This is a genomic window from Algimonas arctica (assembly GCF_014652695.1).
Classification (GTDB): Bacteria; Pseudomonadota; Alphaproteobacteria; order Caulobacterales; family Maricaulaceae; genus Litorimonas; species Litorimonas arctica.
Genome location: NZ_BMZH01000002.1, coordinates 241430 through 263915, shown reverse-complemented (window position 1 = coordinate 263915; position 22486 = coordinate 241430). Strand labels below are relative to the sequence as shown.

The following is a 22486-nucleotide window of genomic DNA, read 5'->3' as shown; positions in this document are numbered from 1 at the left end:
CAACAGGGAGAGAGTCATGAAAGTCAAAGGTTGCACAGCCATCGTCACAGGTGGCAACCGCGGTATCGGAGAGGGCTTCGTTCAAGAGCTGCTCGATGCCGGAGCCAAACGCGTTTACATCGCCTCCCGCAAACTCGCGGACGCCCAGGAGGCCGCTAAAGCCGACCCGGACCGTTTGGTCGGGATCCAATTAGATGTCACGAAAGAGGATGAAGTCGCCAAGGCGGCAGAAACCTGCAGTGATGTTGATGTGCTCATCAACAATGCGGGCGCATTTAACCGTCAAACCCTGCTCGGCGCGTTAGACATGTCGTTCATGCGGCAGGAAATCGAAACCAATTATATCGGTGTTGTCAGCATGTGTCGGGCTTTCGCCCCGGTTTTGAAGGCCAACGGCGGGGGCGCGATCGTCAATGTTCTGTCTGCGGGCGGCATCGCCTCTATTCCGGGCATGGGGGGGTATAGCCCGTCCAAATTCGCCGCAAGGTCGGCGGGCGATTGCATGCGTGCGGAGTTGGAGCCGCAGAATACACAACTGACGTCCCTTATTGTGGGATCCGTCGATACGCGCATGGCCAAACATGTGACATGGCAGGAGAAATCCACGCCGCGTGATATTGGCAAGGCCGGCATTCTCGCGATTGAGAAAAACATCCCGGAACATGACACGGATAGCCACTCTGTATCGGTCCGTGCTTTCCTCGCGCGCGATCCGCACACGCTCAACCGCTCGCTCGCGGCGTCCCTCCATAATGGAAGAAAATGATGTATAAAAACACGATTGAATCCGTGATCGCCAAGCAGGACATTTCCGATGTCATCATGCGTTATGCCCGCGCGATCGATCGTGCGGACGGTCCCTTATTACATAGTTGCTATTGGGACGACGCGATCGAAGAACACGGCAATAGCTATACCGGCCCAGCCCGCGATTACATTGACGGCGCGATGGAGCGCTTGATGAAAGGCGGCGATGTGATGATGCACCATGTCGGCAACATTCATATCGAATTCGACGGCCCGTTCGCGTGGGTCGAAACCTATCTGTTAACGTTCGCCCGTTTCTCTAAGGACGGTGAAAAATGGGATACGATGACCGGTGGTCGGGTATTCGATAAGTTTGAGTGTCGTGACGGTGAGTGGCGTATTCGTCATCGTAAAATCGCACTGGATTGGAACCGCGATGAACCTATGTCCGAAGGCTGGTGTCTTGGCCTATTCAAGCCCGAAGATCCGCGCATGAATATGGGCGAGAAAGGCAAAGGTGACCTGACGTACACGCGCTTCTAAACAGCGCTGACATCGCCGTCGTAAATGAGGCCCGGATGATTTCATCCGGGCCTTTTTCATGGCGTGACAAACCAAATGAAGTCTCTGTGTTTACGCGTATTGGCCTCGTCTGCGGAACAACGCGCGCGGTGGGTGACGGGTGGCTCATCGGTCTGATCGCGCCAAACCTGACCTGTGTGTTTCCCATAAAAAAAGGCCCAACCGAAGTCGGGCCTTACAAGTTAATTGAACGCCGCTTTAGAACTTGACGGCGACAGATGCGCCGTAAGTCCGGGGAGCGCCCAATCGGGAGAGCTCATCGCCGAAGAAGGCGATAATATTTGTACGGTATAGTTCGTCTGTGAGGTTGCGGCCCCAGATGGAAACCGTGAAGTCACCTTCGTTCGGCGTGATCGAAATCCGACCATCAAGAGTCCCGTAGGCTTCTTCAAAGTTCGTGTTCTCGGGTGCCCAGAACATTTTACCTTTGTGCGAATAACCCGCACGGATTTTCAGCCCGTCGCGCCATTGACCTAAATCAGTCTCGTATTCGGCGGAAACATTCCACTGGTATTCCGGCGTTCGCTGCAGGAAGTTGCCAGATGCATTCCGACCCAATGAATCGATAAAGTCGACATATTCTGTGTCGAGATACGTTAGGCCACCCGATACATTAAAGCCTTTAAACAAAAGGGCTTCAGCCTCGATCTCGATACCCTGAATATTGGCATCCGCGGCATTGTCCGTGATATTGCAGAGACAGCCCGCATCGGTTTGTGTGACCTGAAGATCTTTGTACTTCATGTAGAATGCCGCTAGATTGACGCGCGCGCGATTGTTCCAAAAGTCGAACTTGCCGCCGATTTCATAGTTGTCGACAGTCTCAGGATCGTAACTTGTGTTCGCGGCAACCGCATTCGCCGGATCATCCTCGAAACCGCCGCCTTTGTAGCCGGCTGAATATGTTGCGTAGAAGAACATATTCTCATTGGCTTCAAATTCGGCCGTAATCTGCGGCGTAAGCTCACCCCAGCTATCCTCATAATCGACGGTGAACGTATCACCTTCCATCAATGTCGGTGACAACGGGGAGAGAGCGACCTGATCATTCGGGAAGAACTGATCGCCACCCTCAACAGCGGTGGCCGTTACGCGACCCGATTTGTTGTCATGGGTGTAGCGGAGGCCACCGACAAGGCGGAGCTTATCATTGAACTGATAGCCAAGTTGCGCGAAGGCGGCGTAACTTTTGTTCTTCGCCATATTATCCCAGTGGGATTCACCGGAAATTGTCGGAATGGGAACAGGTGTTTCTGCAAAGAAGCGGTCAAATTTCTTGACTTCATCACTTTGTACATAGGCCCCAACAATCCAGTCGAAACCCTGATCAACAGGCGCAGAGGCGAGGCGGATCTCCTGAGAGAACTGCTTGATGTCTTCGGTTTCATTCACGGGGAATGAGAAACTGGGAGGTGAAAAGACAATCAATCCGTAGCCATTATCCGGGCCAACACCCATTTGGTCATAAAGGCTAGACGCGTCACCCTCGCGGTAACCCGAAACAGACGTCAGCGTACCGAAATCAAATTCGTTTTCCATTTTGAGACTGAGACCAAAGGCTTCGCGGTCAAGACCCTGCGGGCTTTCTTGCAAATCGCCTTTATAACGCGGCCATTCCGGCAAACTTTCACGAATGTCGAGAGGTTCGCCGCGAGCCGCGCCAATCTGCTCACGCAACTGGCTCCAGCCGCCTTGAGCGGCGGTCGGGTCGTTGATCGCGGCGGTATGGAAGCCATTTGATTCATCTTTGGTGTAATCAAATCCCAGTTTGGCTGAGAAGTTTGAATTCTCAGGACGATACAAGAGCTGAGCCCGAAATTGCGATGAATCAATATTGTCGAGATCAACATCGTGCAGGAGATCCTGGTTGAAGCCTTCGCGGTTGCGAAGCTGGAAGGAAAACCGTCCCGCAACTGTATCGCTGATGGCCCCTGTGACATATCCGTTCGTCAGGATTTCGTCATAATTGCCGTAAGATACGGAGACACTGCCACTGGGATCAAACTCAGGTTCGGCGGAATAAATGCTAATCGCGCCACCCACGACATTGCGGCCCAGAAGCACGCCTTGCGGACCGCGAACGATCTCAACGCGACCAACATCATACATGTCGAAGTTAAAGAGCCCGGAGCGGCCGACGTAAACATCATCGGAGAAAATGCCGATGGATTGGTCAGCAGACGGCGAGTCGAGGCGCGTATTTGTAATCCCGCGAATGTTGAATTCCTGATCCAGCGGAGAAAGTGCGGTGAAAGACAGCGACGTCGCGCTACCGGCCAGCTCCTCAAAGCTGAGAATACGTTCGCTTTCGAGATCGGCACCGGAGAACGCCGAAATCGCAGCAGATGTGTCTTGAACACTGTTGGCGCGGCGCTGTGCGGTCACGATGATCGTGTCGAGCTTTAGCGCATCGGATGAATTTGCATCGGAGTCTTGGGCGTATGCGTGGTCAATGGACGCACCCCCAAACGTAAGGCACGCGGCCAACGCTATACTACTTGCCTGATAACTGAACTTCATCGAGTTCCCCCTTGTGATGTGGTGCCGATTAACCGACTTGTATAAACGAACCTTATTCCTAGAATAGTAGGTTCGTCAATGCAAGTTAGTAGTTAAATCGCACAAATTTGTTTGAATTGTTTGGGATGTGGCACAAAATTCATAACCGAAAGCAGACGCATTCTATTCATACCCGCGCTGTTTGACTTTAGCGGATGTTACAGATTTGGGTTCGGCTAAGAGATGATTTTCGTTCTTACTCACCTCCCGATGTGAAGAAAGAGTTTAACTGAAGGCCTTAATGGCACGGGCCCTGAGCGGTCGAAATCTAACCACCGACGGCGTAATTCTCTGCCCCTGTGTGACGTGCGTCACTTTTGCGCGGGCAAATCTCGCCATGACGGGCGGGCTGCAACAGGGGTGCGGCGCTCCCGATAGGGTCGTGTCCCCGTTTCAGCATGTTCGAAAAGCTCTTTTCTCGGACTTGAACAGACAGATCTTGACGAGTTGCCCATGAGCGCCCTGACTCACACGACAGCAAACCCCCACATTAAGACCGATGAGTCGATGTGGCCCATGCTCTTCATCCTCGTCCCCGTGATGATCTGGGCGATGTTTGCGGCTGCGGGTCCGGGCTTCGGCACATTTGCTGGCGTGCCGATGAAGTTTCATGCGGGTATCATGCTCACGGCTTTGCTCGGCGGTGTGGTCTATATTATCGGTAAAATGGGCTCAAACCCGCCGACAATTGATCATTCGCGTTACGCCGACAAGGTCGTAAAATACGGCGTCATCGCGACGACGTTCTGGGGGATTGTCGGTATGTCAGCGGGTGTTTTGATCGCCGCGCAGATGACATGGCCGGGGATTTTCTATTTTGACGGGGCATGGACGAATTTTGGGCGCTTGCGTCCTTTGCATACGTCCGCCGTTATTTTTGCTTTTGGCGGTAACGCCCTGATCGCCACGAGCTTCTACGTCGTGCAGCGGACGTGCCGCACACGTTTGGCAGGCGGGTCTTGGCCGTGGTTCGTGTTCTGGGGCTATCAACTCTTTATCATCATGGCGGCGTCTGGCTACTTAATGGGTATTACAGGCGGCAAAGAATATGCGGAGCCTGAATGGTATGTCGATCTGTGGCTGACCATCGTTTGGGTCGCCTATTTATTGGTCTTCCTGATGACGTTGGCCAAGCGCAAAGAGCCGCACATTTATGTGGCCAACTGGTTCTACCTCGCCTTTATCGTCACAGTCGCAATTCTGCATATTGTCAATAATTTGGCGCTTCCAGTCGCCTTAACGAGCGCAAAATCTTACGGGGTTTATGCGGGCGTGCAGGATGCCATGACCCAGTGGTGGTATGGCCATAATGCGGTTGGGTTCTTCCTGACGGCGGGTTTCCTCGCGATCATGTATTACTTCATACCTAAACGGGCGAACCGTCCGATTTGGTCCTACAAGCTTTCCATCGTTCACTTCTGGGCGGTTATCTTCATCTATATTTGGGCGGGTCCGCACCACCTCCATTATACCGCGCTGCCGCAATGGACGCAGACGCTCGGTATGGTGTTTTCCATCATGCTTTGGATGCCCAGCTGGGGTGGCATGATCAACGGTCTGATGACCTTGCAAGGGGCGTGGGACAAATTGCGGACCGATCCGGTTTTGCGGATGCTCGTGGTCTCGGTCGCGTTTTACGGCATGGCGACCTTCGAGGGGCCGCTTATGTCGATCCGTTACGTCAATGCGCTGTCGCATTATACAGATTGGGGCATCGGCCATGTGCACTCCGGCGCGCTCGGCTGGAATGGTTTCGTGACCTTTGGGGCGCTCTATTGTCTCGTTCCATGGTTGTGGAAAAAGAAAGAGCTCTACTCGACGAAATTGGTCGAATGGCACTTCTGGCTCGCGACACTGGGGATCGTTTTCTATATCACAGCGATGTGGGGCGCGGGGATTAGTCAGGGCTTGAACTGGCGCTCATACACAGAGCTGGGTTTCTTGGAATATAGTTTCATTGAGACTGTCAGCCCGTTGCATGTATTCTTTGCGATCCGGACCTTAGGGGGCTTCTTGTTCCTGCTCGGGACCCTGATCATGGCCTATAATATCCGGATGACCATAAAAGGTCGCGGCAATGCGACGTCGATCGTCACAAATGCGGCCTCTGATCCTGTGATGCCCTCACCCGTTCCATCCACACTTGCCCCGGCTGAATAAGATGTTCCTACGTCTTCACAAATATCTCGAACAAAAATCGTTCGCGCTGTTGCTCGGCATTATCGCCGTAGTCTCAGTCGGGGGCTTGGTCGAGATCGCGCCGCTATTTTATATCGACTCAACGATTGAAGAAGTCGACGGGATGCGGCCTTATACGCCGCTCGAGCTGGCCGGTCGGAACATCTATGTCCGCGAAGGCTGTTACACGTGCCACTCGCAGATGATCCGCCCGCTGCGCGATGAAGTCGAACGGTATGGGCATTACAGCCTCGCCGCTGAGTCCATGTATGATCGTCCGTTCCAATGGGGGTCGAAACGCACCGGGCCGGATATTGCCCGTGTTGGCGGTAAATATTCAGACGAATGGCACCGCACACATTTGATTGATCCGCGTTCGGTTGTGCCGGAATCCATCATGCCGCCGTATAAATTCTTGGATAAGGCCGAGCTGCAATATGATGATATTATCGCTCATCTGAGCGCTAACAAAAGGCTGGGCGTTCCCTATTCGGACGAGATGCTGGCGATAGCCAAGTCAGATGTGGAAACGCAGCTCGATCCGATGGCTGAGGATGAAGAGGGTTTCTTGGCCCGTTATCCCAACGCCGTCATGCGCGATTTCGATGGCAATCCCGACCGCGTGACAGAGATGGATGCGTTGATTGCCTATTTACAAATGCTCGGCACATTGGTGGATTTCACCGAATATGAAGCCGATCTCGACGAAAACTTGAGGTAAGCTCAATGGGTTACGATCAAATCGCTCATGTCGTCAAAATCGGCGGCACCGTCGTTTTTACCACCGTTTTTGTGGCCGCAATTTTTTATGCGCTGTGGCCAAAGAACAAGGCCCGCTTTGACCGGGCGGCCCATATTCCCTTGCAGGCCAATGACGCGCCGGACCTAGACGCCGGAGAGACACGATGAGCGACACTGATAACACTGAGGATCGCCCCGATATGGGGGATCGGCATGAGCCGCGTTTCGACGAACCGACAGGTCAATATACAACGGGCCATAGCTGGGATGGTATTGAAGAGCTAAACACGCCTATGCCGCGTTGGTGGCTCGGGATTTTCTACGCCAGTATCGTGATCGCTTTGATTTATGCGTTATTGATGCCGTCAATTCCGCTGATCAATAGCCACTATAAAGGGCTTCTGGGTCATTCAGATCGAAAAGCTGTGGCGTTGGATATGGTCAATATGCGGACCGGACGCGCACAATTTTCTGACAAGCTGACAGGTGTCGACCTTGAGAATATCATGGGGGATCCAGAGCTATTTCGCTTCGCGATGGCGGCTGGGAAATCGGCCTTCGGGGATAATTGCGCGACATGTCACGGCGCCGGCGGCCAAGGCTTTAAGGGTTACCCGAACCTAAATGATGATATTTGGATCTGGGGCGGCACGTTCGAAGAGATTCGCCACACTTTGGAGGTTGGTGTTCGCGCGTCGCATGACGACACGCAGTTCAACTTGATGCAAGCCTATGGGCGGGATGGCCTGTTAACCCGTGACGAGATTAAGGATCTGACTGAATATTTGCTCGCCTTCACGGACCGCAGCGAGAACCCTGACGCTGTCGCGCGCGGGAAGTCGCTGTTCGCGGAGAATTGCGTGTCATGTCATGGGGCGGAGGCGACAGGAGACCAGAGCCAAGGTGCGCCAAACCTGACCGATCTAGACTGGTTATATGGGGGTGAGCGCGCCGACATTTTGGAGACGCTCAATAATGGTCGTCAAGGTGTGATGCCGAATTGGAACGAACGGTTGAGCCCGGACACAATCACGGCGTTGGCGGTCTATGTCCACGCTCTGGGCGGCGGGGAGCCTTCAAACCCCGTCGAGTAGCACAGAGCGCCCCGTCGCAGTCATGGCAACATGTCTGTGACGCAGGACACAGTTTTGACCCTTTGGGTCCTCTAAGTCGCCACACATGACGATTTTAATCGATAATACGAAACGGCGCGAAGCGGCACCCGGTGTGCCGCGCTCACAGGCGCCAAACCCAACGTCATCGACCCCGGCCAGCTTGTATAAAAGTCGGGAACAGATTTATCCAAAGCTCGCCCACGGGGTATTTCGAAATCTAAAATGGCTGGCGATGGTAGTGTTGCTTGGCATTTACTATGCGCTGCCTTGGGTGCGGTGGGACCGCGGTCCGGGACAGCCGGATCAAGCCGTGTTGGTCGATTTTGAAAATGCGCGCTTCTATTTCTTCTTCATCGAAATTTGGCCGCAAGAGGTCTATTATATCACGGGATTATTGATCCTCGCCGCGCTGGGCCTGTTTCTAATCACGGCGATGTTTGGACGTGTCTGGTGTGGGTATGCGTGCCCACAGACGATTTGGACGGACCTGTTCATCTATGTCGAACGGTTCTTTGAAGGCGACCGCAACGCGCGGATCAAGCTCGATAAAGCAAAATGGTCGGTGTCTAAAATATATAAAAAGACCGCCAAACATATCGTTTGGCTCTTGATTGCGGCGCTCACGGGCGGGGTCTGGATTCTTTATTTCCACGATGCGCCGTCCATCGCGCGGGACTTCTTCACCGGACATGCGCCGATGACGTCCTATATTTTCGCCGCGATTTTGACCTTCACAACCTATTCTTTGGCCGGGTTCATGCGTGAACAGGTCTGTACCTATATGTGCCCATGGCCGCGCATTCAGGCCGCCCTGATCGATGAAGATGCGCTCAATGTGACCTATCGTTATGACCGTGGAGAGCCCCGTGGTGCGCACAAAAAAGGGGCCACATGGGAAGGTCGCGGCGACTGTATCGATTGCCGTCAGTGTGTGGCTGTCTGTCCGGTTGGGATTGATATTCGCGATGGGCTGCAGCTGGAATGTATCGGGTGCGCGCTCTGCATTGATGCGTGCGACGAAATCATGGTCAAAATCGACCGTCCAAAAGGCCTTATCGCCTATGATACAGAGGCCAATGTTGTGGCCAGGATAGCGGGTGAAAAACCACGTTTTCGCCTGATCCGGGCGCGGACAATGATTTATGCTGTCGTGTTCGCCGCGGTCGGGGGCATCATGCTCTATGCCCTACTAGGGCGCTCGACGTTGGACCTGAATGTCGTGCGTGATCGACAGCCGAATTTCGTTCGCCTATCAGACGGAAGCATCCAGAACGGCTACACGATTAAGGTTTTGAACAAAGCGACGGAAACCCGCACGTTGACACTCTCGGTCGACGGGCTTCCAAGCCCAACCTTGAAAGTCGCAGGCCAAACCGGGCTGAACTTAATTGTGCCTGCCGATGATATTATCGATTTTCGCGTTCTCATCGTTGAGGATGACCTCATTGATATAGGGGTTCGGGGCGACGTGACCTTTAAACTCGTTGATCCGGTCACGAGTGTCACGGCGATCCAATCAACTGTCTTCGTCACAGGGTCATAAAGGACGGTATAATGAGCAAAACTGTGGCCCATAAGGGATCAAAACCTCGCGAACTGACGGGCAAACATGTCCTCGTCATGCTGCTCGTCTTCTTTGGCATTATTATTACGGTCAGCATCGTTTTCACGACCTCAGCTGTGAAGTCGTTTCGTGGCGAAGATGTGAAACAGTCTTACCGGCAGGGGGTGGATTACAATAAAACATTGGCGGCGCGGGCGGCGCAGTCTGAAATGGGCTGGCAGGCGTCGATTAATGTGACGGGAACGGCGCTGGATCGCACATTCATCGTGTCTGTGGCGGATCGCGCGGGACTGCCCCTTCAAGGCGTCGCTGTCACAGGACGCTTGCGGCATCCGGCAGATTCAACATTGGATCGACCGTTGATGTTCATGCCCGCCACCGACGGCCTCGCACGCGCTGACCTTTCGGGGCTGCATGGCCAATGGACCGTGCAAGCGACGGCCGAGAATAGCGACGGCGCGTTGCAATTTAGCTATGATCTCAACTTACGATGACGGTCGCGCTGGCCTCATTCGTACGCACATCGGGCGATGTGTCATCGCTTGATTTGGTCATTGGTGGCGCGCGGTGCGGCGGATGTCTCGCCAAGATTGAAAACGGATTGCGCTCCCAGCCAGACGTGACTGAGGCGCGCATGAACCTCTCGACCGCACGCTTGCACGTGGCGTGGCATGGGGCCGCAGACCGGGCTGACGGCTTTGCGCAAAACCTCCAAGACATGGGGTTTTCGGCCGGACCCTATATTCCTGACATCGCCGACGCTGCCGACCGCGCGCAGTCCCGTAAACTGTTGCTGGCTATGGCGGCCGCAGCGTTTGGCCTGATGAACGTGATGATCTTATCGATCGCTGTCTGGTCGGGCGGCAGCGAAATGAGCGCGGCCACACAAAGTCTGCTGCACTGGCTCTCCGCCGCGATTGCTTTGCCAATTGCAGCCTTTTCAGGTCGACCCTTCTTTGCGTCCGCGTGGCAAGCGCTTCGCGCCAAAACGACGAATATGGACGTCCCGATATCGCTCGCAATTATCCTCGCCTGTGGGCTCAGCCTCTGGGAAACGTGGCAAGGCCAAGAGCATACATATTTCGACGCCGCCCTGATGTTGGTTTTTCTATTGTTGGTGGGCCGAGTCCTTGATGCACGACTTCGCGCGCGCACGGGACTGGCGGCGCGACAGTTGGCGGCGCTGCAAGTCCATAATGCGCGGCGCATTACTGACGATAACCGCGTTGAAACGGTCCCCACGACAGAGCTTGCGCCCGGCGACATCGTCGTCGTGGCGTCGGGGGAGCGTATTCCGGCGGACGGTGTCGTTATCTCGGGCGAAAGTCGTCTGGATGCGGCCTTAGTGACAGGGGAGACGGCCTTACAAAAAGTGGGTCCGGGCGACGCGCTCTATTCTGGCACGATCAATCACGGCGCACCGCTGACCCTCGAAATCCATAAGGCGAGCGCAGACTCTTTTCTCGCGGATATTACCGCCATGGTCGAAGCGGGCCAGCAGACGCAGGCGCGCTATGTCCGCCTCGCGGACCGCGCGGCGCGGGCCTATGTTCCGGTCGTGCATAGCTTGGCGTTGTTGACGTTTGTGGGGTGGTTGATCGCGGGCGGCACGCCGCGAACCGCGATTATTAACGCGATCGCCGTCTTGATTATTACCTGTCCCTGCGCGCTTGGGTTGGCCGTGCCTGCGGTGCAGGTGGTCGCGGTCGGACGGTTATTCGCTAAAGGTGTGCTGATCCGGTCCGGTGACGCCCTAGAACGGCTGGCGACCGTTCGGCATGTTGTGTTCGACAAGACGGGCACGCTCACGCAAGGCCGGATTCGAGCCGATGTCTCGGCTATCCCCGCGCCGGATCTCGCACTCATCTCGGCCCTCTCGCGGCATTCGACACATCCTGCATCTGTCGCGCTGCATGAGTTCGAGACAGCTGCGTCCGCCCTCGAGGTAGAAGAAGTGTCTGGTCAGGGTCTCCGGGGCCAAGTCTCTGGTCATGCCGTGCGGCTCGGACAGGCCCGCTTTGTTGGGGGGGTATCGTTTGACCGGCCAGGTCTCTGGGCCAGAATTGACGCCCAAGACCCGTTGCAAATTATCCTTGCAGACCCGATCCGGGGTGAGGCGCAAGAGACAGTGAACGCGCTCAGGGCGGCTAACCTCACGCTGTCTATTGTCTCGGGGGATGCGGCGGAGACGGTCGAAAATGTGGGCGATGCACTTGGAATTGACCAGGTGACTGCGCGGGTCGAACCGGCTGAGAAGCTCACGCATATTTCTGCGCTGCAAAATAGGGGTATTCCCGTCCTGATGGTTGGGGACGGATTAAATGATGCTCCGGCGCTCGCCCATGCGGATGCATCAGCGGCGCTCGTGAGTGGGACAGAGATTTCACGGGCTGCGTCTGACATTGTCCTGCAGGGCGATACACTGGCGGGCTTGCCATTTGCGATACAGGTCGCGCGCGCGGCTAAACGGCGCGTGGTCGAGAATTTTGCACTGGCGATTGGGTATAATATGTTGGCCGTGCCGCTGGCGATTTTTGGGTATGTCACCCCGCTTATCGCCGCTCTTGCGATGTCTGCCTCGTCTTTGATCGTGACGCTCAATGCTTTGCGCATGCGCCGGGTTGGCGATTACGAAGGTCCGTCCCATCCGGGACAAAACGAGCGTATTAAAAAGGGTAAGGCCGCATTATGACGTCGCTTCTTTGGCTGATCCCAATTGCGCTTATTCTTGGCTTCAGTGCGCTGGGCACATTTTTCTGGGCCTTAAGAAGTGGGCAATTCGATGATCTTGACGGCGATGCGGAACGCATGCTGGGCGACGATGATTTTCCGCTAACCTAAAGTCCGGACTTAGACCCCCCGAAATTAGACCTCGGATTTAAACTTTGACCGTTAGACCTTGGGGTCTTTCTTTGGGGTTTTGACAGGGCCATCATTATCGCGCGCGCATACGGCATGGCACGGCATAGGGACTTGTTTGTCAGGTGTGTCTTGACCGGGCAGCTCAATCCGAATGATCCGTCCGGACGCACACAGGCGGGCCTCGATAAACTGTGACCCGGGTGGCGAAGGCAGGCTCGGCAAAAGCACCGCAAAAGCAATCAAGCCCACGCCTAATGCCCCGCTACTCATAGGTCCGCATCCAGCAATTCAATCAGTTGTTGCGGTGTCGCGGGATGACGCAGGATATGGAGCCGATCTTGCGGAAAGCTGTCATTATTACCGATCGGCGCATTTTCACTGGCCATCAGCACAATGCAGGGGCGATCCTGAACGTGCATGATTAAATTGAGCAGACGAAAGATCGTTGGTCCACCCCTATCCATATCCATGATCATGGTATCGCAGGACCGGACCGTTCGGTGCGACAGAACATCATGGGAAAAACGGTCGGCATCCTCGACTCTGAAGACAGGCCGACCGCTGGCTTCTAATAGAGGGCACATAGAGGCGAGAGCCGCTGAGTGGCAGTCGACCATATAGATGACGGGTTGTGCGGCGGTGAGCGACATGGAAAGAAGCCTTGCGGATTAATCTTCCCTAGTTTGAATGTGGCCTCGGATTGTGACACGGGTCACGTTGCTACGTAAAACTCGGCCGATATGGCCCGCATGGACATGAACGACATGACCTTATCTCTTTTAATGTCTGGACCATCATCCGGGCTGAAGGCTGTCATGAACACGCTGGTGGACGGCGCCATCGTAATTGATTTCACGGGGGCCATTCAGTTGATTAACCCGGCGGGTGAAGCGATTTTCGGCTATAGCGCCGCTGACCTGATGGGGTTGAATGTGAAGGTTCTGATGCCCGAACCTTACCACTCAGAACATGATGATTATATCGGCGACTATATCAAGACCGGGAAGAAAAAGATCATTGGCATCGGTCGGGAGGTCAAAGGCCAACGCAAGAATGGTGATGTTTTCCCGATGAGTCTCGCTGTCGGTGAAATGGGTCAAAACGGGCCGCGCCTATTCATAGGCATCATCCGTGACCTGACGGACCGCCATCGGCGCGAAGCCGAATTTGATGCGCTGCAGGCCCGACACTTCCATCTCTCTCGCGTCGCCGCGATGAACGAGATGGGAGCCGCCATTGCCCATGAAATCAACCAACCTTTGGCCGCAACCGCAAATTATATTGAGACCGCAAAGATATTGGCAGGCCGCATTGAGGACCGAGAGGATAAGCTCGTTCCGGTCTTGGATCGCGCGCTGGACCAAAATAATCGTGCGGCTGAAATTATTTCGCGGATGCGAACCTTTATTGAGCGCGGCGATGTCAACTTAGAGACAGTTGACCTTGAACAGGCGCTTGAGGACTCGCTCCTGCTCAGTCTCTCGAAGTTTCGAGACACAGGGATTGAGGTCGTTCGGACTCTCAACACGACTGTGACCCGCGTGCGCGGCGATACTGTCCAAATTCAGCAAGTGCTGGTCAATCTGATCCGAAATGGTTGTGAAGCCATGGTCGATAGTGAGCAAAAGAAATTGTCGATCACAGTCACGGCCGACGGTGAGCATAATGATATGGTTCGAATTAGCGTGTCGGACACGGGGATCGGATTATCCACTGACATACTGCCCGACTTGTTTACGGCTTTTACCTCGACCAAGAGCGGCGGACTCGGTGTCGGCTTATCCATTAGTCGGTCTATTGTGCGTGCCCATGGCGGCCGTATCTGGGCCGCCGAAAATGACATGGCGGGCGCGACTTTTAGTTTTACCTTGCCGCAATGCCTGATTGATAAGGCGTCCACTCAATGAGTCCGGTCATTCACATTATCGATGACGATGATCAGGTCCGCGAGTCACTCGAGCTACTCCTCGAAACGAGCGGTTATTCTGTGCAGACATTCGCGTCTGGCGATATTCATATTGCCGAAAACCCATCGCTTGATGAGGCCATATTGATCTTGGATGTGCGGATGCCGGGCCGTGATGGTCTGGAAACTTTGGCCTATGTTCGCGCGCGCGCGCCGTCAGTTCCCGTGATTATGATCAGTGGTCACGGCGACATCCCCTTGGCGGTAAAAGCGATGCAAATTGGCGCGAATGATTTTGTCGAAAAACCCTTTGTTGCCAGTCGCATTATTGATGCGATTAATCACTTAGGTCAGTCTGGGGACCTTACGCCGAGCCCTCACGACGCACGCGATGCGTTGGCCGCGTTAACACCGCGGGAAAGCGAAGTGGCGCAGCTGCTGTCAGACGGAAAACCGAATAAAATTATCGCGCATGAGCTTGGGGTGTCGGTCCGGACTGTGGAAACACACCGCGCGCGGCTCATGTCCAAGCTCGGTATCCGCTCACTCGCGGATCTCGTGAAATTGGTGATGCAAGTTTGAGCGCGATGTGGCCGATGCAAATTGGCGCGTCTGCGTAGAATTACGTACGTAAAATACCGCACTGACATTGATTCCCGGCGTGACCTAAACAGGTCTCGTCAAACGGGAAAGTGACCATGCAAACCGACATACACGACGCGCACAATGGTTTTGGCACGATCCGGGTCTATCCGGACAAGACGCCGATCTATCACCAAGGCGATAGCGCCACACGTATTTTCCGGGTCAATAGCGGTGTCGTGATGACGTTCCGCTTGCTCGAAGATAGCCGCCGTCAGATCACCGGGTTTTGCACCGAAGGTGAGTTTTTCGGTCTGTCGCCGCATGGCGACCATATGGATGGGGCGGTGACTGTCACCAGCGCAGGCATTCAAAGTGTGTCGATTTCAGCGCTGGAAACCGATGCTGGGCTGCGCGCCCAAATCATGAACCATAGTTTCCGCAAGATCGAAGACACGCAGAACCTGATGATGACCCTCACCAAAACATCCTCGGAAGCACGGGTTGCGGCGTTCCTCGTTATGTTGGCGGACCGGCGTTTGCGGCGCCAAGGTCCGAATGCCGACGGTCTTGAGGTTAGTTTGCCGATGTCGCGGCTCGATATAGCCGATTACCTCGGCCTTTCGCGTGAAACCGTGAGCCGACGCTTGAATGAGCTTAAAAGTCTTGGCCTGATCGGTCTGCCGGACACACATACCGCGCAGATCAATCGGTTTGACGGACTGCGGAGATGTGCCGGTATGATGGCGGCTTAGTCGGCGCGCCTCAGGACCCTTTAAGACACGACCGAGGGCCCGTCGCGTCCAACAGTCTGGCGTAAATTCGTTAAGTCTTCAGCGATGGCCGCAATGGGCTCCAGCCGTTTGGAAAGGTCCGCATGATGGTCGCCATCTTTGGGTTCATAGGCTTCGAGATAGAGCCGTAATGTCGCCCCGGCTGTGCCGGTGCCGGACAGGCGCATGACAAAGCGCGACCCGCTTTCAAACATAACGCGAAGGCCTTGGTTCTCAGTCACAGATCCATCGATCGGGTCGTGATAGGTGAAACTGTCGGCGGCGCTGATCGTTTCCTTACGGAGCGTTGTTCCGGGCAGGGTTGTGAGTTGGCCTTGTAGTCGCGCCATGACGTCTTCGGCTTTATCGGCGGCGACGGACTCATAATCATGGCGACTGTAATAATGACGCCCATAGGTGGCCCAATGGTCGGTCAGGATGTCTTGGACGCTCAATCGACGGACGGCGAGGATGTTAAGCCACATCAAAATCGCCCACAGCCCATCTTTCTCTCGCACATGATCAGATGACGTCCCGGCGCTTTCCTCACCGCAGACGGTGATGCGGCCTGCATCCAAGAGGTTGCCGAAATATTTCCACCCGGTTGGAGTCTCAAAGCTCTCAATGCCCATGGCAGCGGCGACGACATCGGAGGCGCGGCTCGTGGGCATAGACCGTGCGACGCCTTTGATTCCATCCCGATAGGCGGGGGCGAGGTGGGCGTTGGCCGTGATGACCGCGAGGCTGTCCGACGGGCTGACATAAACGCCGCGTCCCAAGACGATGTTGCGGTCGCCGTCGCCATCAGACGCCGCGCCAAAATCGGGCGCGTCATCGCCAAACATTCGGTCGAATAGTGCCTTGGCGTAAACGGGGTTCGGGTCCGGATGACCGCCCCCAAAATCAGGCAGGGGTGTCGCGTTCATGAGCGCGTCTGAATTCACGCCAAGGCGGCGTACAAATATTTCCTGCGCGTAGGGTCCCGTCACGGCATGCATCGCATCGAATATCAGGGAGAGGTCGCTCGTGAGAAACCGCCGAATTGTTTCGAAATCAAACAGGGTTTCCATCAGGTCCGCATAATCGGTTACGGGATCAAACACGCTCACGGCCATCGCGCCTAGGTTCGAATGGCCAAGCGTGCTTAGATCGACATGCCCGTCTGCGATTTGATAATGTTCCATCACTTTGGTCCGCTCGAAAACGGCATCGGTGAGAGACGTCGCGGCCGGTCCGCCATTGGACACATTATATTTAATCCCGAAATCACCGTCTGGCCCACCGGGGTTATGGCTCGCCGACAAAACAAAGCCGCCGTTCGCCCCATATTGACGGATCATGTTGGAGACAGCGGGCGTCGAGAGAATACCGTCTTTCCCGACCATCACTTTGGCCACGCCATTGGCGGCAGCAATCCGCAGGATCGTCTGAATGGCGACATCATTATGATAACGCCCGTCACCGCCAAGGATCAGAAGCCCGCCTTTGAGCTCGGGTACGCAATCAAAGATCGCTTGGACGAAGTTCTCCAAATAATGCGGCTGTTTGAAGACGCTCACGGTCTTACGCAAGCCTGATGTGCCGGGTTTTTGGTCATCATAGCGCGTGGTTTGAACGTCAGTCATAATAGGATCTTTGTGTCTAAAAGCCGGGCCTACTACGGACGGGCGGCGGCAATCGCATGAAGTATGGTAAGCGCGTCAGCGTCATTCAGCAACGCTTCGATCGACAGCGGCGTGCGTCGTCGCCAATTGGGTTGCTCTGATGTCGTGCCGGGAACATTGGGTTGATCTTCAGAAAGCAATAAATCGTCCAATTGCACTGCGAAGGCCAGCGAAGGCCCGGTGGCGAGATAGGCTTGTAACGCGGCCATATGCTCACCCTTCAAATGGGCGGGCGTGTCGGGAAGACCGGTCATCTCTGCCATCGCCTGTCGATCACGCGCGCGTTGTTCGCGCTCCCACGGCAGGCTGTCTCGCCCAATGTTTAATTGCTCGCGCCAGGCCAGATCGCGTTCTGTCCAAAAGCCCGCGACCGTGGGGAAGTCATGATTGGACCAGGCATTCATGGCCAACTGACGTGCGGCGTCGCGGGGCAACATTTCGCCGCGATGGCCGCGTTCGATCATCTGTACCGAACAGCCGAGTAGGTCATACGCCGCCATTTGCGCGCGGAAGCCGTCTGGCACGGTACCGAGATCTTCCCCAAAGATAATGCAGGACGTCGCACGGGATTCTTCGCTGATAATCTGCATCAGGCGTGCAAACGGGTAGGTGACGTAACCGCCGGGGGCGTCCTCAGGGATCCAGAAGCTTCGCGACAGGCCCAAGACATGGTCAATGCGAACAGCGCCGGCGTGGGTCATGACGGCGCGTAACGCGGCGCGAAAGGCGCGATCAGCGGGTTGGGCGTCTTCGAAACGATCGGGCCGAAGCGGCAGTAAGTCCCAGCGCTGACCCACAGGATTGGCTGCATCCCCCGGCGCGCCGAGGCTCATATTGGCCGCGAAAGCGCCGCGGTTGCGCCAGACATCCGATCCGCCCGGGACCACGCCGACCGCCAAATCGAGGTAGAGTCCAATTCGCATTCCGGCGGTTTTAGCGCGGGCTTGCGCGTCAGCCAACTGCAACTCCGCGTTCCATTGAAGGTAAGCGTAATAGTCAATCCGGACCGCATGCGCCGCCGCAAAATCTGCGCAGGCCGCGCTTTGCGGATCGTGCAAGTCTGGCGCAAAGTTCCGCCATCCGGCATAGGTTTGGCGTTCTTCGGGCAATTGCTCGAACAACACATCATAGAGCGCGTGCTGCGATAGCGCCGCGCCGCGCAACAGCTTGTAGGCGCTAAAAGCTATCTGGCGGGGGTGGTCGTCAGGCAGGGAACAAAAGGACGAAAAGGCACGCGCAAAGGCAGCTGATTTCGCTGTATAGACTGTCGCGTAATCAACGAATTCCGGGGTGGAAATCTCAGGTTTTGATCCCTCCCATTCAGGCAATTGATCCGGTGCGATATGCATGATGTTGAGGAATTCACGCGACGAGACGGAATAAGGCGCGAACAAATGCGGCGCGCCGGGAAACAGGGCGTGGACGGGATTGATGCCGATAAAATCACATCCGGTCGGGGCCAAGCCTTCCGCCAGTTGCGCCAGTGTTTCGAAATCTCCGATGCCCCAACTCTGTTGGCTATGCAGCGCATAGAGCGCGGTCGTGACGCCCCAGACGCCGCCGAGCGTGGTTAGTTTTTCTGCCCCAAAGACAGTGGCGATCGGCGTGTCATTATCTTGGGTCTGGTTGGATGATTGAAGGACGGGTCTTGTCAAATCAATGTCCAGCGCCGTCAAAAGTGCATCTCGCGTTACGTCTGTCATGGCATGCCAATGACCCGATATATCGCGGAAGCCCTCATGTAGTCCGGATGCTTTTGCGTGAGCGGTGATCCGGGCATGACGCTCCCAATCCGGGACGTGCGTGACGGGCAGCTCGAAAACAGCGACCGCGTCACCGCTCAGTTCGCGCGTGCCAAAAACAGGCGCCCAGTGTTCCGATAAGGTGATGTGCGTTGTCGCGCCGCGATTAAAAAAGACGGCCACTGTCGGCTCATCCGTCATGGCGAGGGCCAATCCCAGACAGGGGCGATCCGGTTGTTCCCAGTCGGCGACGGACATCAGTTTCCCGTCTGGCGTGATCCATTGCACATCGGGAAAAGCGGAGCTTTCGAGCGGTTGTCCATGCAGGAACTGACTTTGACGAAAATGCGGGTAGCGGCGGCGCAGCGCACTCAGGGTTTGGACCTGTCGGATGAGCTCAGGATCCGCCACGTCCCAATCCAGCCACGTCGTGACATTGTCCTGACAATAGGCGTTATTATTACCGTTCTGGCTCTGCCCGAATTCATCACCGGCCAGTAGCATTGGTGTGCCTTGGCTCAGCAGCAGTGTCGCGACCATGGCGACTTTCCGGTCGCGGCGCCGCGCAATGATTTGGGGGTCATCGGTCGGGCCTTCCACGCCCATATTGTCCGAGAGATTATGTCCGTGCCCGTCGCGATTATCCTCGCCATTGGCGCCGTTATGCTTGTCGTTAAAGCTAACGGTGTCATGCAAGGTAAAGCCGTCATGCGCGGCGAGGAAATTCACCGAACTCCACACGTTTCGATCATTATGGTCAAAGCGCTCTGAGGACCCAAGCAGCTTGCCCGCCAGCGACTGATGCGCATGCGCGTCCCCACGCCAGAAGCTACGCAGCGCATCGCGGTACTCGTCATTCCATTCCGCCCAACCATTCGGGAACCGCCCGAGTTGGTAGCCATGCGGACCGATATCCCACGGCTCTGCAATCAGTTTCACGCTCGATAAGATCGGGTCGTTCTTAATGGATTTGAACAAGGGTGCGGCGGCATCGAACCCTTGGCCCATGCGCCCTAAGGTCGGGGCCAGATCAAAGCGAAACCCGTCGATGCCAAATTCTGTCACCCAATGGCGTAAGCTTGCCAGCGTCAAATCGCGCACGGCCTCGCTGCGCATATCGAGCATGTTGCCCGTGCCTGTATGATTGACATAAAATCGGCTGTCATTTTGCAGTGCATAATAGGAGGCGTTGTCGATTCCCTTATAGGAGAGGGTCGGACCATACCGCCAGCTTTCCGCCGTATGGTTATAAACAACGTCCAAAATGACCTCGATGCCCGCCGCGTGTAACGCGCGGACGCCGCTGCGCATTCCCTCTTTGCCCGCGCGGCCCAAATAGGCCCCATGCGGGGTGAAATAGTTGATCGGATTATAGCCCCAATAATTAGACAAGCCCATTTTTGTCAGGTGTGGCTCGGAATGGAATTGCTGCAGCGGCAGTAGCTCCAACGCCGTCACGCCGAGATCTGTAAGATGCCCGATCAGAGCCGGATTGGCCAAAGCCTCAACCGTTCCGCGCAGGGCGGGTTTTACGGCGAGGTGGTTTTGCGTCAGCCCTTTGACATTGGCTTCGTAAATCAGCGTGTCAGCCCACGGCGTCGCGGGGCGCACCCAGTCGCGCCGTGGGTTCGGAGCGGTAACAACGCCCTTAGGCATATAGGCGGCGCTGTCCTGATTGTTAAACGACAGATCATCGTCGCCAATATGGCCATAGATAGATGGATGTTCGATAATCGATCCGCGGAGCGCTTTGGCGTAGGGATCAATCAGCAATTTATAGGGGTTGAAACGGTGGCCATCTGACGGGGCGTAGGGCCCGTCCACGCGGTAGCCATAGGCTTGGCCGACATAGACTTCGGGCACATGCACCGACCAGATATGACCTGCGCGGGACAGCGCGATCCGGTCTGTTTCAGTATCGCCCTCAAATAAGCAGAGCGTGACGGCTGTCGCATGGGCAGAAAAGAGGGAAAACTGCGTCCCGCTCTCTGTCGGGACGGCGCCTAAAGGCCAATCTGTCATGATGTATAGAGCGCCAAATAATCTTGCGCGGGCAAGGTCCAGCCGAAGTCCTGTCCAATTGCGGTGTCAATCATCCGGTTCCAGACCGGTGCGTCCGCAAAGAGCGAAAATGTTCGGTCAATCGCTGCCCAGAGCATGTGCGGGCCGACGGGATAAAAAGTTACACCAGTCGCGGCTCCGTTAGCGACACTCGCCGGGGTTGCGCCGATAACCGTGTCCATCAACCCACCGACGCGCGACGTCACCGGGATCGTGCCGTAGCGCATGGCGCAAAGCTGCGTCAGGCCGCAGGGTTCGAACCGCGACGGAATAAGGATCGCGTCAGCGCCCGCTTGTAATTGATGCGCGAAAGGCTCGTCATAACCGATGGTAATCGAGATATGATCGGGATGACGATCTTGCGCAGCCATAAAGGCGCGCTCAATCGCGGTGTCGCCCGAACCCAGCAGGGCAAGCTGTCCTCCGCGCGCGACAATCCCGTCTAAGAGGTCCGGTACAAGGTCGAGCCCTTTTTGTCCGGTCAGGCGCGAGATGATGGTGAACAGCGGGCCGCTGGCTTTTTTGGACAGACCTAATTGATCTTGCAGCGCGCGTTTATTGATCGCCTTGCCGGACCAATCGGTCGCTGAGAACGGCGTGGTTATATCCGCGTCAATTGCGGGATTCCAAACGGTTTGATCTACGCCATTCAGGACCCCCCGCAAGCGTTCAGAGCGACTTCGTAAGAGACCCGCAAACCCCATCCCGCTCTCATCCATCTGGATTTCAAGCGCATAGGTCGGGCTGACGGTTGTGATCCAATCGCTATAGACGAGCCCGGATTTCAGACAGCTGACCTTGTCCCAATATTCAAGACCATCTTCCTGAAAAACGGACGAAGGGAGGCTGATTTTATCCAGCAAAGCGCGGGGGAAAAGTCCCTGAAAGGCCAGATTATGGATGGTGAACACTGTGGTGACAGGGGCGCGGGCTATTTTCAAATAGGCGGCGGCCAGTCCGGCTTGCCAGTCATGGGCGTGCAACACGTCAAAACCTTTGCGCCGTCCGATCCCCATTGCGACCTCGGCAGCGAGCTTTGAGAAACTGGCAAATGCAAGCCCATTGCCCGCGCGTTCCGATCCATCCGCATTTTGGTAGGGGTTGCCAGCATAGCCAAATAGCGGCGCGCAATCGGCGGCAATAACCCGTAAGCCCGTCCGCGTTTTGCCGCTCAGGAGCCGCACGGGGGATCCGTCCAACGCGGTCGCTTTGGCGTAGAGTTTAACGTCGATCAGTCCCGTCATTACGGCGGGAAATCCCGGCAGGAAAACGGTACTTTCCACGGCCCCTGTGGCGTCTAGCGCCAAAGGCAAGGCCCCAACGACGTCAGCCAGCCCGCCTGTTTTTATCAGCGGGTAAGCTTCTGACGCGACATGCAGAATGCGTTTTTTGGACGGGGATTTGGCCATC

Annotated in this window: 19 protein-coding genes; 13 read left to right on the top strand and 6 right to left on the bottom strand. The window is 55.7% G+C overall.

The genetic code is table 11. The annotated features are described in order from the left end of the window. Window positions 1–16 precede the first annotated feature (16 nt). Both IE105_RS03370 and IE105_RS03365 read left to right on the top strand, forming a co-directional pair. Complete coding sequence (locus tag IE105_RS03370; RefSeq protein WP_189495424.1) at window positions 17–766, top strand: SDR family oxidoreductase; 750 nt, start codon at window positions 17–19, stop codon at window positions 764–766. Continuing rightward, window positions 763–1290 (top strand): nuclear transport factor 2 family protein, encoded by a 528-nt coding sequence (locus IE105_RS03365; protein ID WP_189495422.1) that lies wholly within the window; start codon window positions 763–765, stop codon window positions 1288–1290. Before IE105_RS03370 ends, IE105_RS03365 begins: the two co-directional genes overlap by 4 nt. 237 nt (window positions 1291–1527) lie before the next feature. On the opposite strand, the gene IE105_RS03360 is transcribed toward IE105_RS03365, so the two are convergent. Beyond that, window positions 1528–3849 (bottom strand): TonB-dependent receptor, encoded by a 2322-nt coding sequence (locus tag IE105_RS03360; RefSeq protein ID WP_189495420.1) that lies wholly within the window; start codon window positions 3847–3849, stop codon window positions 1528–1530. Window positions 3850–4440: 591 nt separating this feature from the next. Here IE105_RS03360 and ccoN point away from each other — a divergent pair. The 8 genes from ccoN (at window position 4441) to ccoS (ending at window position 12327) form a co-directional block, all read left to right on the top strand. Next, window positions 4441–6048 (top strand): cytochrome-c oxidase, cbb3-type subunit I, encoded by a 1608-nt coding sequence (ccoN, locus tag IE105_RS03355; RefSeq protein WP_373299042.1) that lies wholly within the window; start codon window positions 4441–4443, stop codon window positions 6046–6048. A 1-nt stretch (window position 6049) separates the two neighbouring features. Further along, the gene (ccoO, locus tag IE105_RS03350; protein WP_189495418.1) at window positions 6050–6787 is read left to right on the top strand and encodes a cytochrome-c oxidase, cbb3-type subunit II; all 738 of its coding nucleotides are present in this window, start codon (window positions 6050–6052) and stop codon (window positions 6785–6787) included. Between the two features lie 5 nt (window positions 6788–6792). Next, window positions 6793–6975, top strand: a complete 183-nt coding sequence (locus tag IE105_RS03345) for a cbb3-type cytochrome c oxidase subunit 3 (protein WP_189495406.1) — start codon at window positions 6793–6795, stop codon at window positions 6973–6975. Continuing rightward, window positions 6972–7901 carry a cytochrome-c oxidase, cbb3-type subunit III gene (gene ccoP / locus IE105_RS03340; RefSeq protein ID WP_233353965.1) on the top strand — a complete coding sequence of 310 codons (930 nt, stop codon included), beginning with the start codon at window positions 6972–6974 and terminating at the stop codon, window positions 7899–7901. The genes IE105_RS03345 and ccoP overlap by 4 nt, the downstream gene beginning before the upstream one ends. Window positions 7902–7986: 85 nt before the next feature. After that, on the top strand, window positions 7987–9465 hold the full coding sequence (gene ccoG / locus IE105_RS03335) for a cytochrome c oxidase accessory protein CcoG (protein WP_189495404.1): 1479 nt from the start codon (window positions 7987–7989) through the stop codon (window positions 9463–9465). Between the two features lie 11 nt (window positions 9466–9476). After that, entirely contained in the window at window positions 9477–9980 is a 504-nt protein-coding gene (locus tag IE105_RS03330) for a FixH family protein (protein WP_189495402.1), read from the top strand. Further along, window positions 9977–12178 carry a heavy metal translocating P-type ATPase gene (locus IE105_RS03325; protein WP_189495400.1) on the top strand — a complete coding sequence of 734 codons (2202 nt, stop codon included), beginning with the start codon at window positions 9977–9979 and terminating at the stop codon, window positions 12176–12178. The genes IE105_RS03330 and IE105_RS03325 overlap by 4 nt, the downstream gene beginning before the upstream one ends. Then, window positions 12175–12327 carry a cbb3-type cytochrome oxidase assembly protein CcoS gene (ccoS, locus tag IE105_RS03320; protein WP_189495398.1) on the top strand — a complete coding sequence of 51 codons (153 nt, stop codon included), beginning with the start codon at window positions 12175–12177 and terminating at the stop codon, window positions 12325–12327. The genes IE105_RS03325 and ccoS overlap by 4 nt, the downstream gene beginning before the upstream one ends. 51 nt (window positions 12328–12378) lie before the next feature. On the opposite strand, the gene IE105_RS03315 is transcribed toward ccoS, so the two are convergent. Next, the gene (locus tag IE105_RS03315; protein ID WP_189495396.1) at window positions 12379–12618 is read right to left on the bottom strand and encodes a hypothetical protein; all 240 of its coding nucleotides are present in this window, start codon (window positions 12616–12618) and stop codon (window positions 12379–12381) included. Further along, window positions 12615–12998 carry a hypothetical protein gene (locus tag IE105_RS03310; RefSeq protein ID WP_189495394.1) on the bottom strand — a complete coding sequence of 128 codons (384 nt, stop codon included), beginning with the start codon at window positions 12996–12998 and terminating at the stop codon, window positions 12615–12617. Before IE105_RS03310 ends, IE105_RS03315 begins: the two co-directional genes overlap by 4 nt. A gap of 114 nt (window positions 12999–13112) precedes the next feature. Here IE105_RS03310 and IE105_RS03305 point away from each other — a divergent pair, with 114 nt between their 5' ends. From IE105_RS03305 to IE105_RS03295, 3 genes are all read left to right on the top strand, one after another. Next, window positions 13113–14255 carry a PAS domain-containing sensor histidine kinase gene (locus IE105_RS03305; RefSeq protein WP_189495392.1) on the top strand — a complete coding sequence of 381 codons (1143 nt, stop codon included), beginning with the start codon at window positions 13113–13115 and terminating at the stop codon, window positions 14253–14255. Then, complete coding sequence (locus tag IE105_RS03300) at window positions 14252–14836, top strand: response regulator transcription factor (protein WP_189495390.1); 585 nt, start codon at window positions 14252–14254, stop codon at window positions 14834–14836. The genes IE105_RS03305 and IE105_RS03300 overlap by 4 nt, the downstream gene beginning before the upstream one ends. A 116-nt stretch (window positions 14837–14952) precedes the next feature. Then, window positions 14953–15591, top strand: a complete 639-nt coding sequence (locus IE105_RS03295; RefSeq protein WP_189495387.1) for a helix-turn-helix domain-containing protein — start codon at window positions 14953–14955, stop codon at window positions 15589–15591. 20 nt (window positions 15592–15611) lie between these two features. On the opposite strand, the gene IE105_RS03290 is transcribed toward IE105_RS03295, so the two are convergent. The 3 genes from IE105_RS03290 to glgA are packed head-to-tail and all read right to left on the bottom strand — an operon-like array spanning window position 15612 to window position 22485. Continuing rightward, entirely contained in the window at window positions 15612–17234 is a 1623-nt protein-coding gene (locus IE105_RS03290) for an alpha-D-glucose phosphate-specific phosphoglucomutase (protein ID WP_189495386.1), read from the bottom strand. Window positions 17235–17266: 32 nt separating this feature from the next. Further along, a complete protein-coding gene (glgX, locus tag IE105_RS03285) occupies window positions 17267–21037 on the bottom strand; it encodes a glycogen debranching protein GlgX (RefSeq protein WP_189495384.1) in 3771 nt (1256 codons plus the stop codon). After that, window positions 21034–22485, bottom strand: coding sequence for a glycogen synthase GlgA (gene glgA, locus IE105_RS03280; protein ID WP_189495382.1), 1452 nt, complete (start codon window positions 22483–22485; stop codon window positions 21034–21036). Before glgA ends, glgX begins: the two co-directional genes overlap by 4 nt. Between the last annotated feature and the right edge of the window lies 1 nt (window position 22486).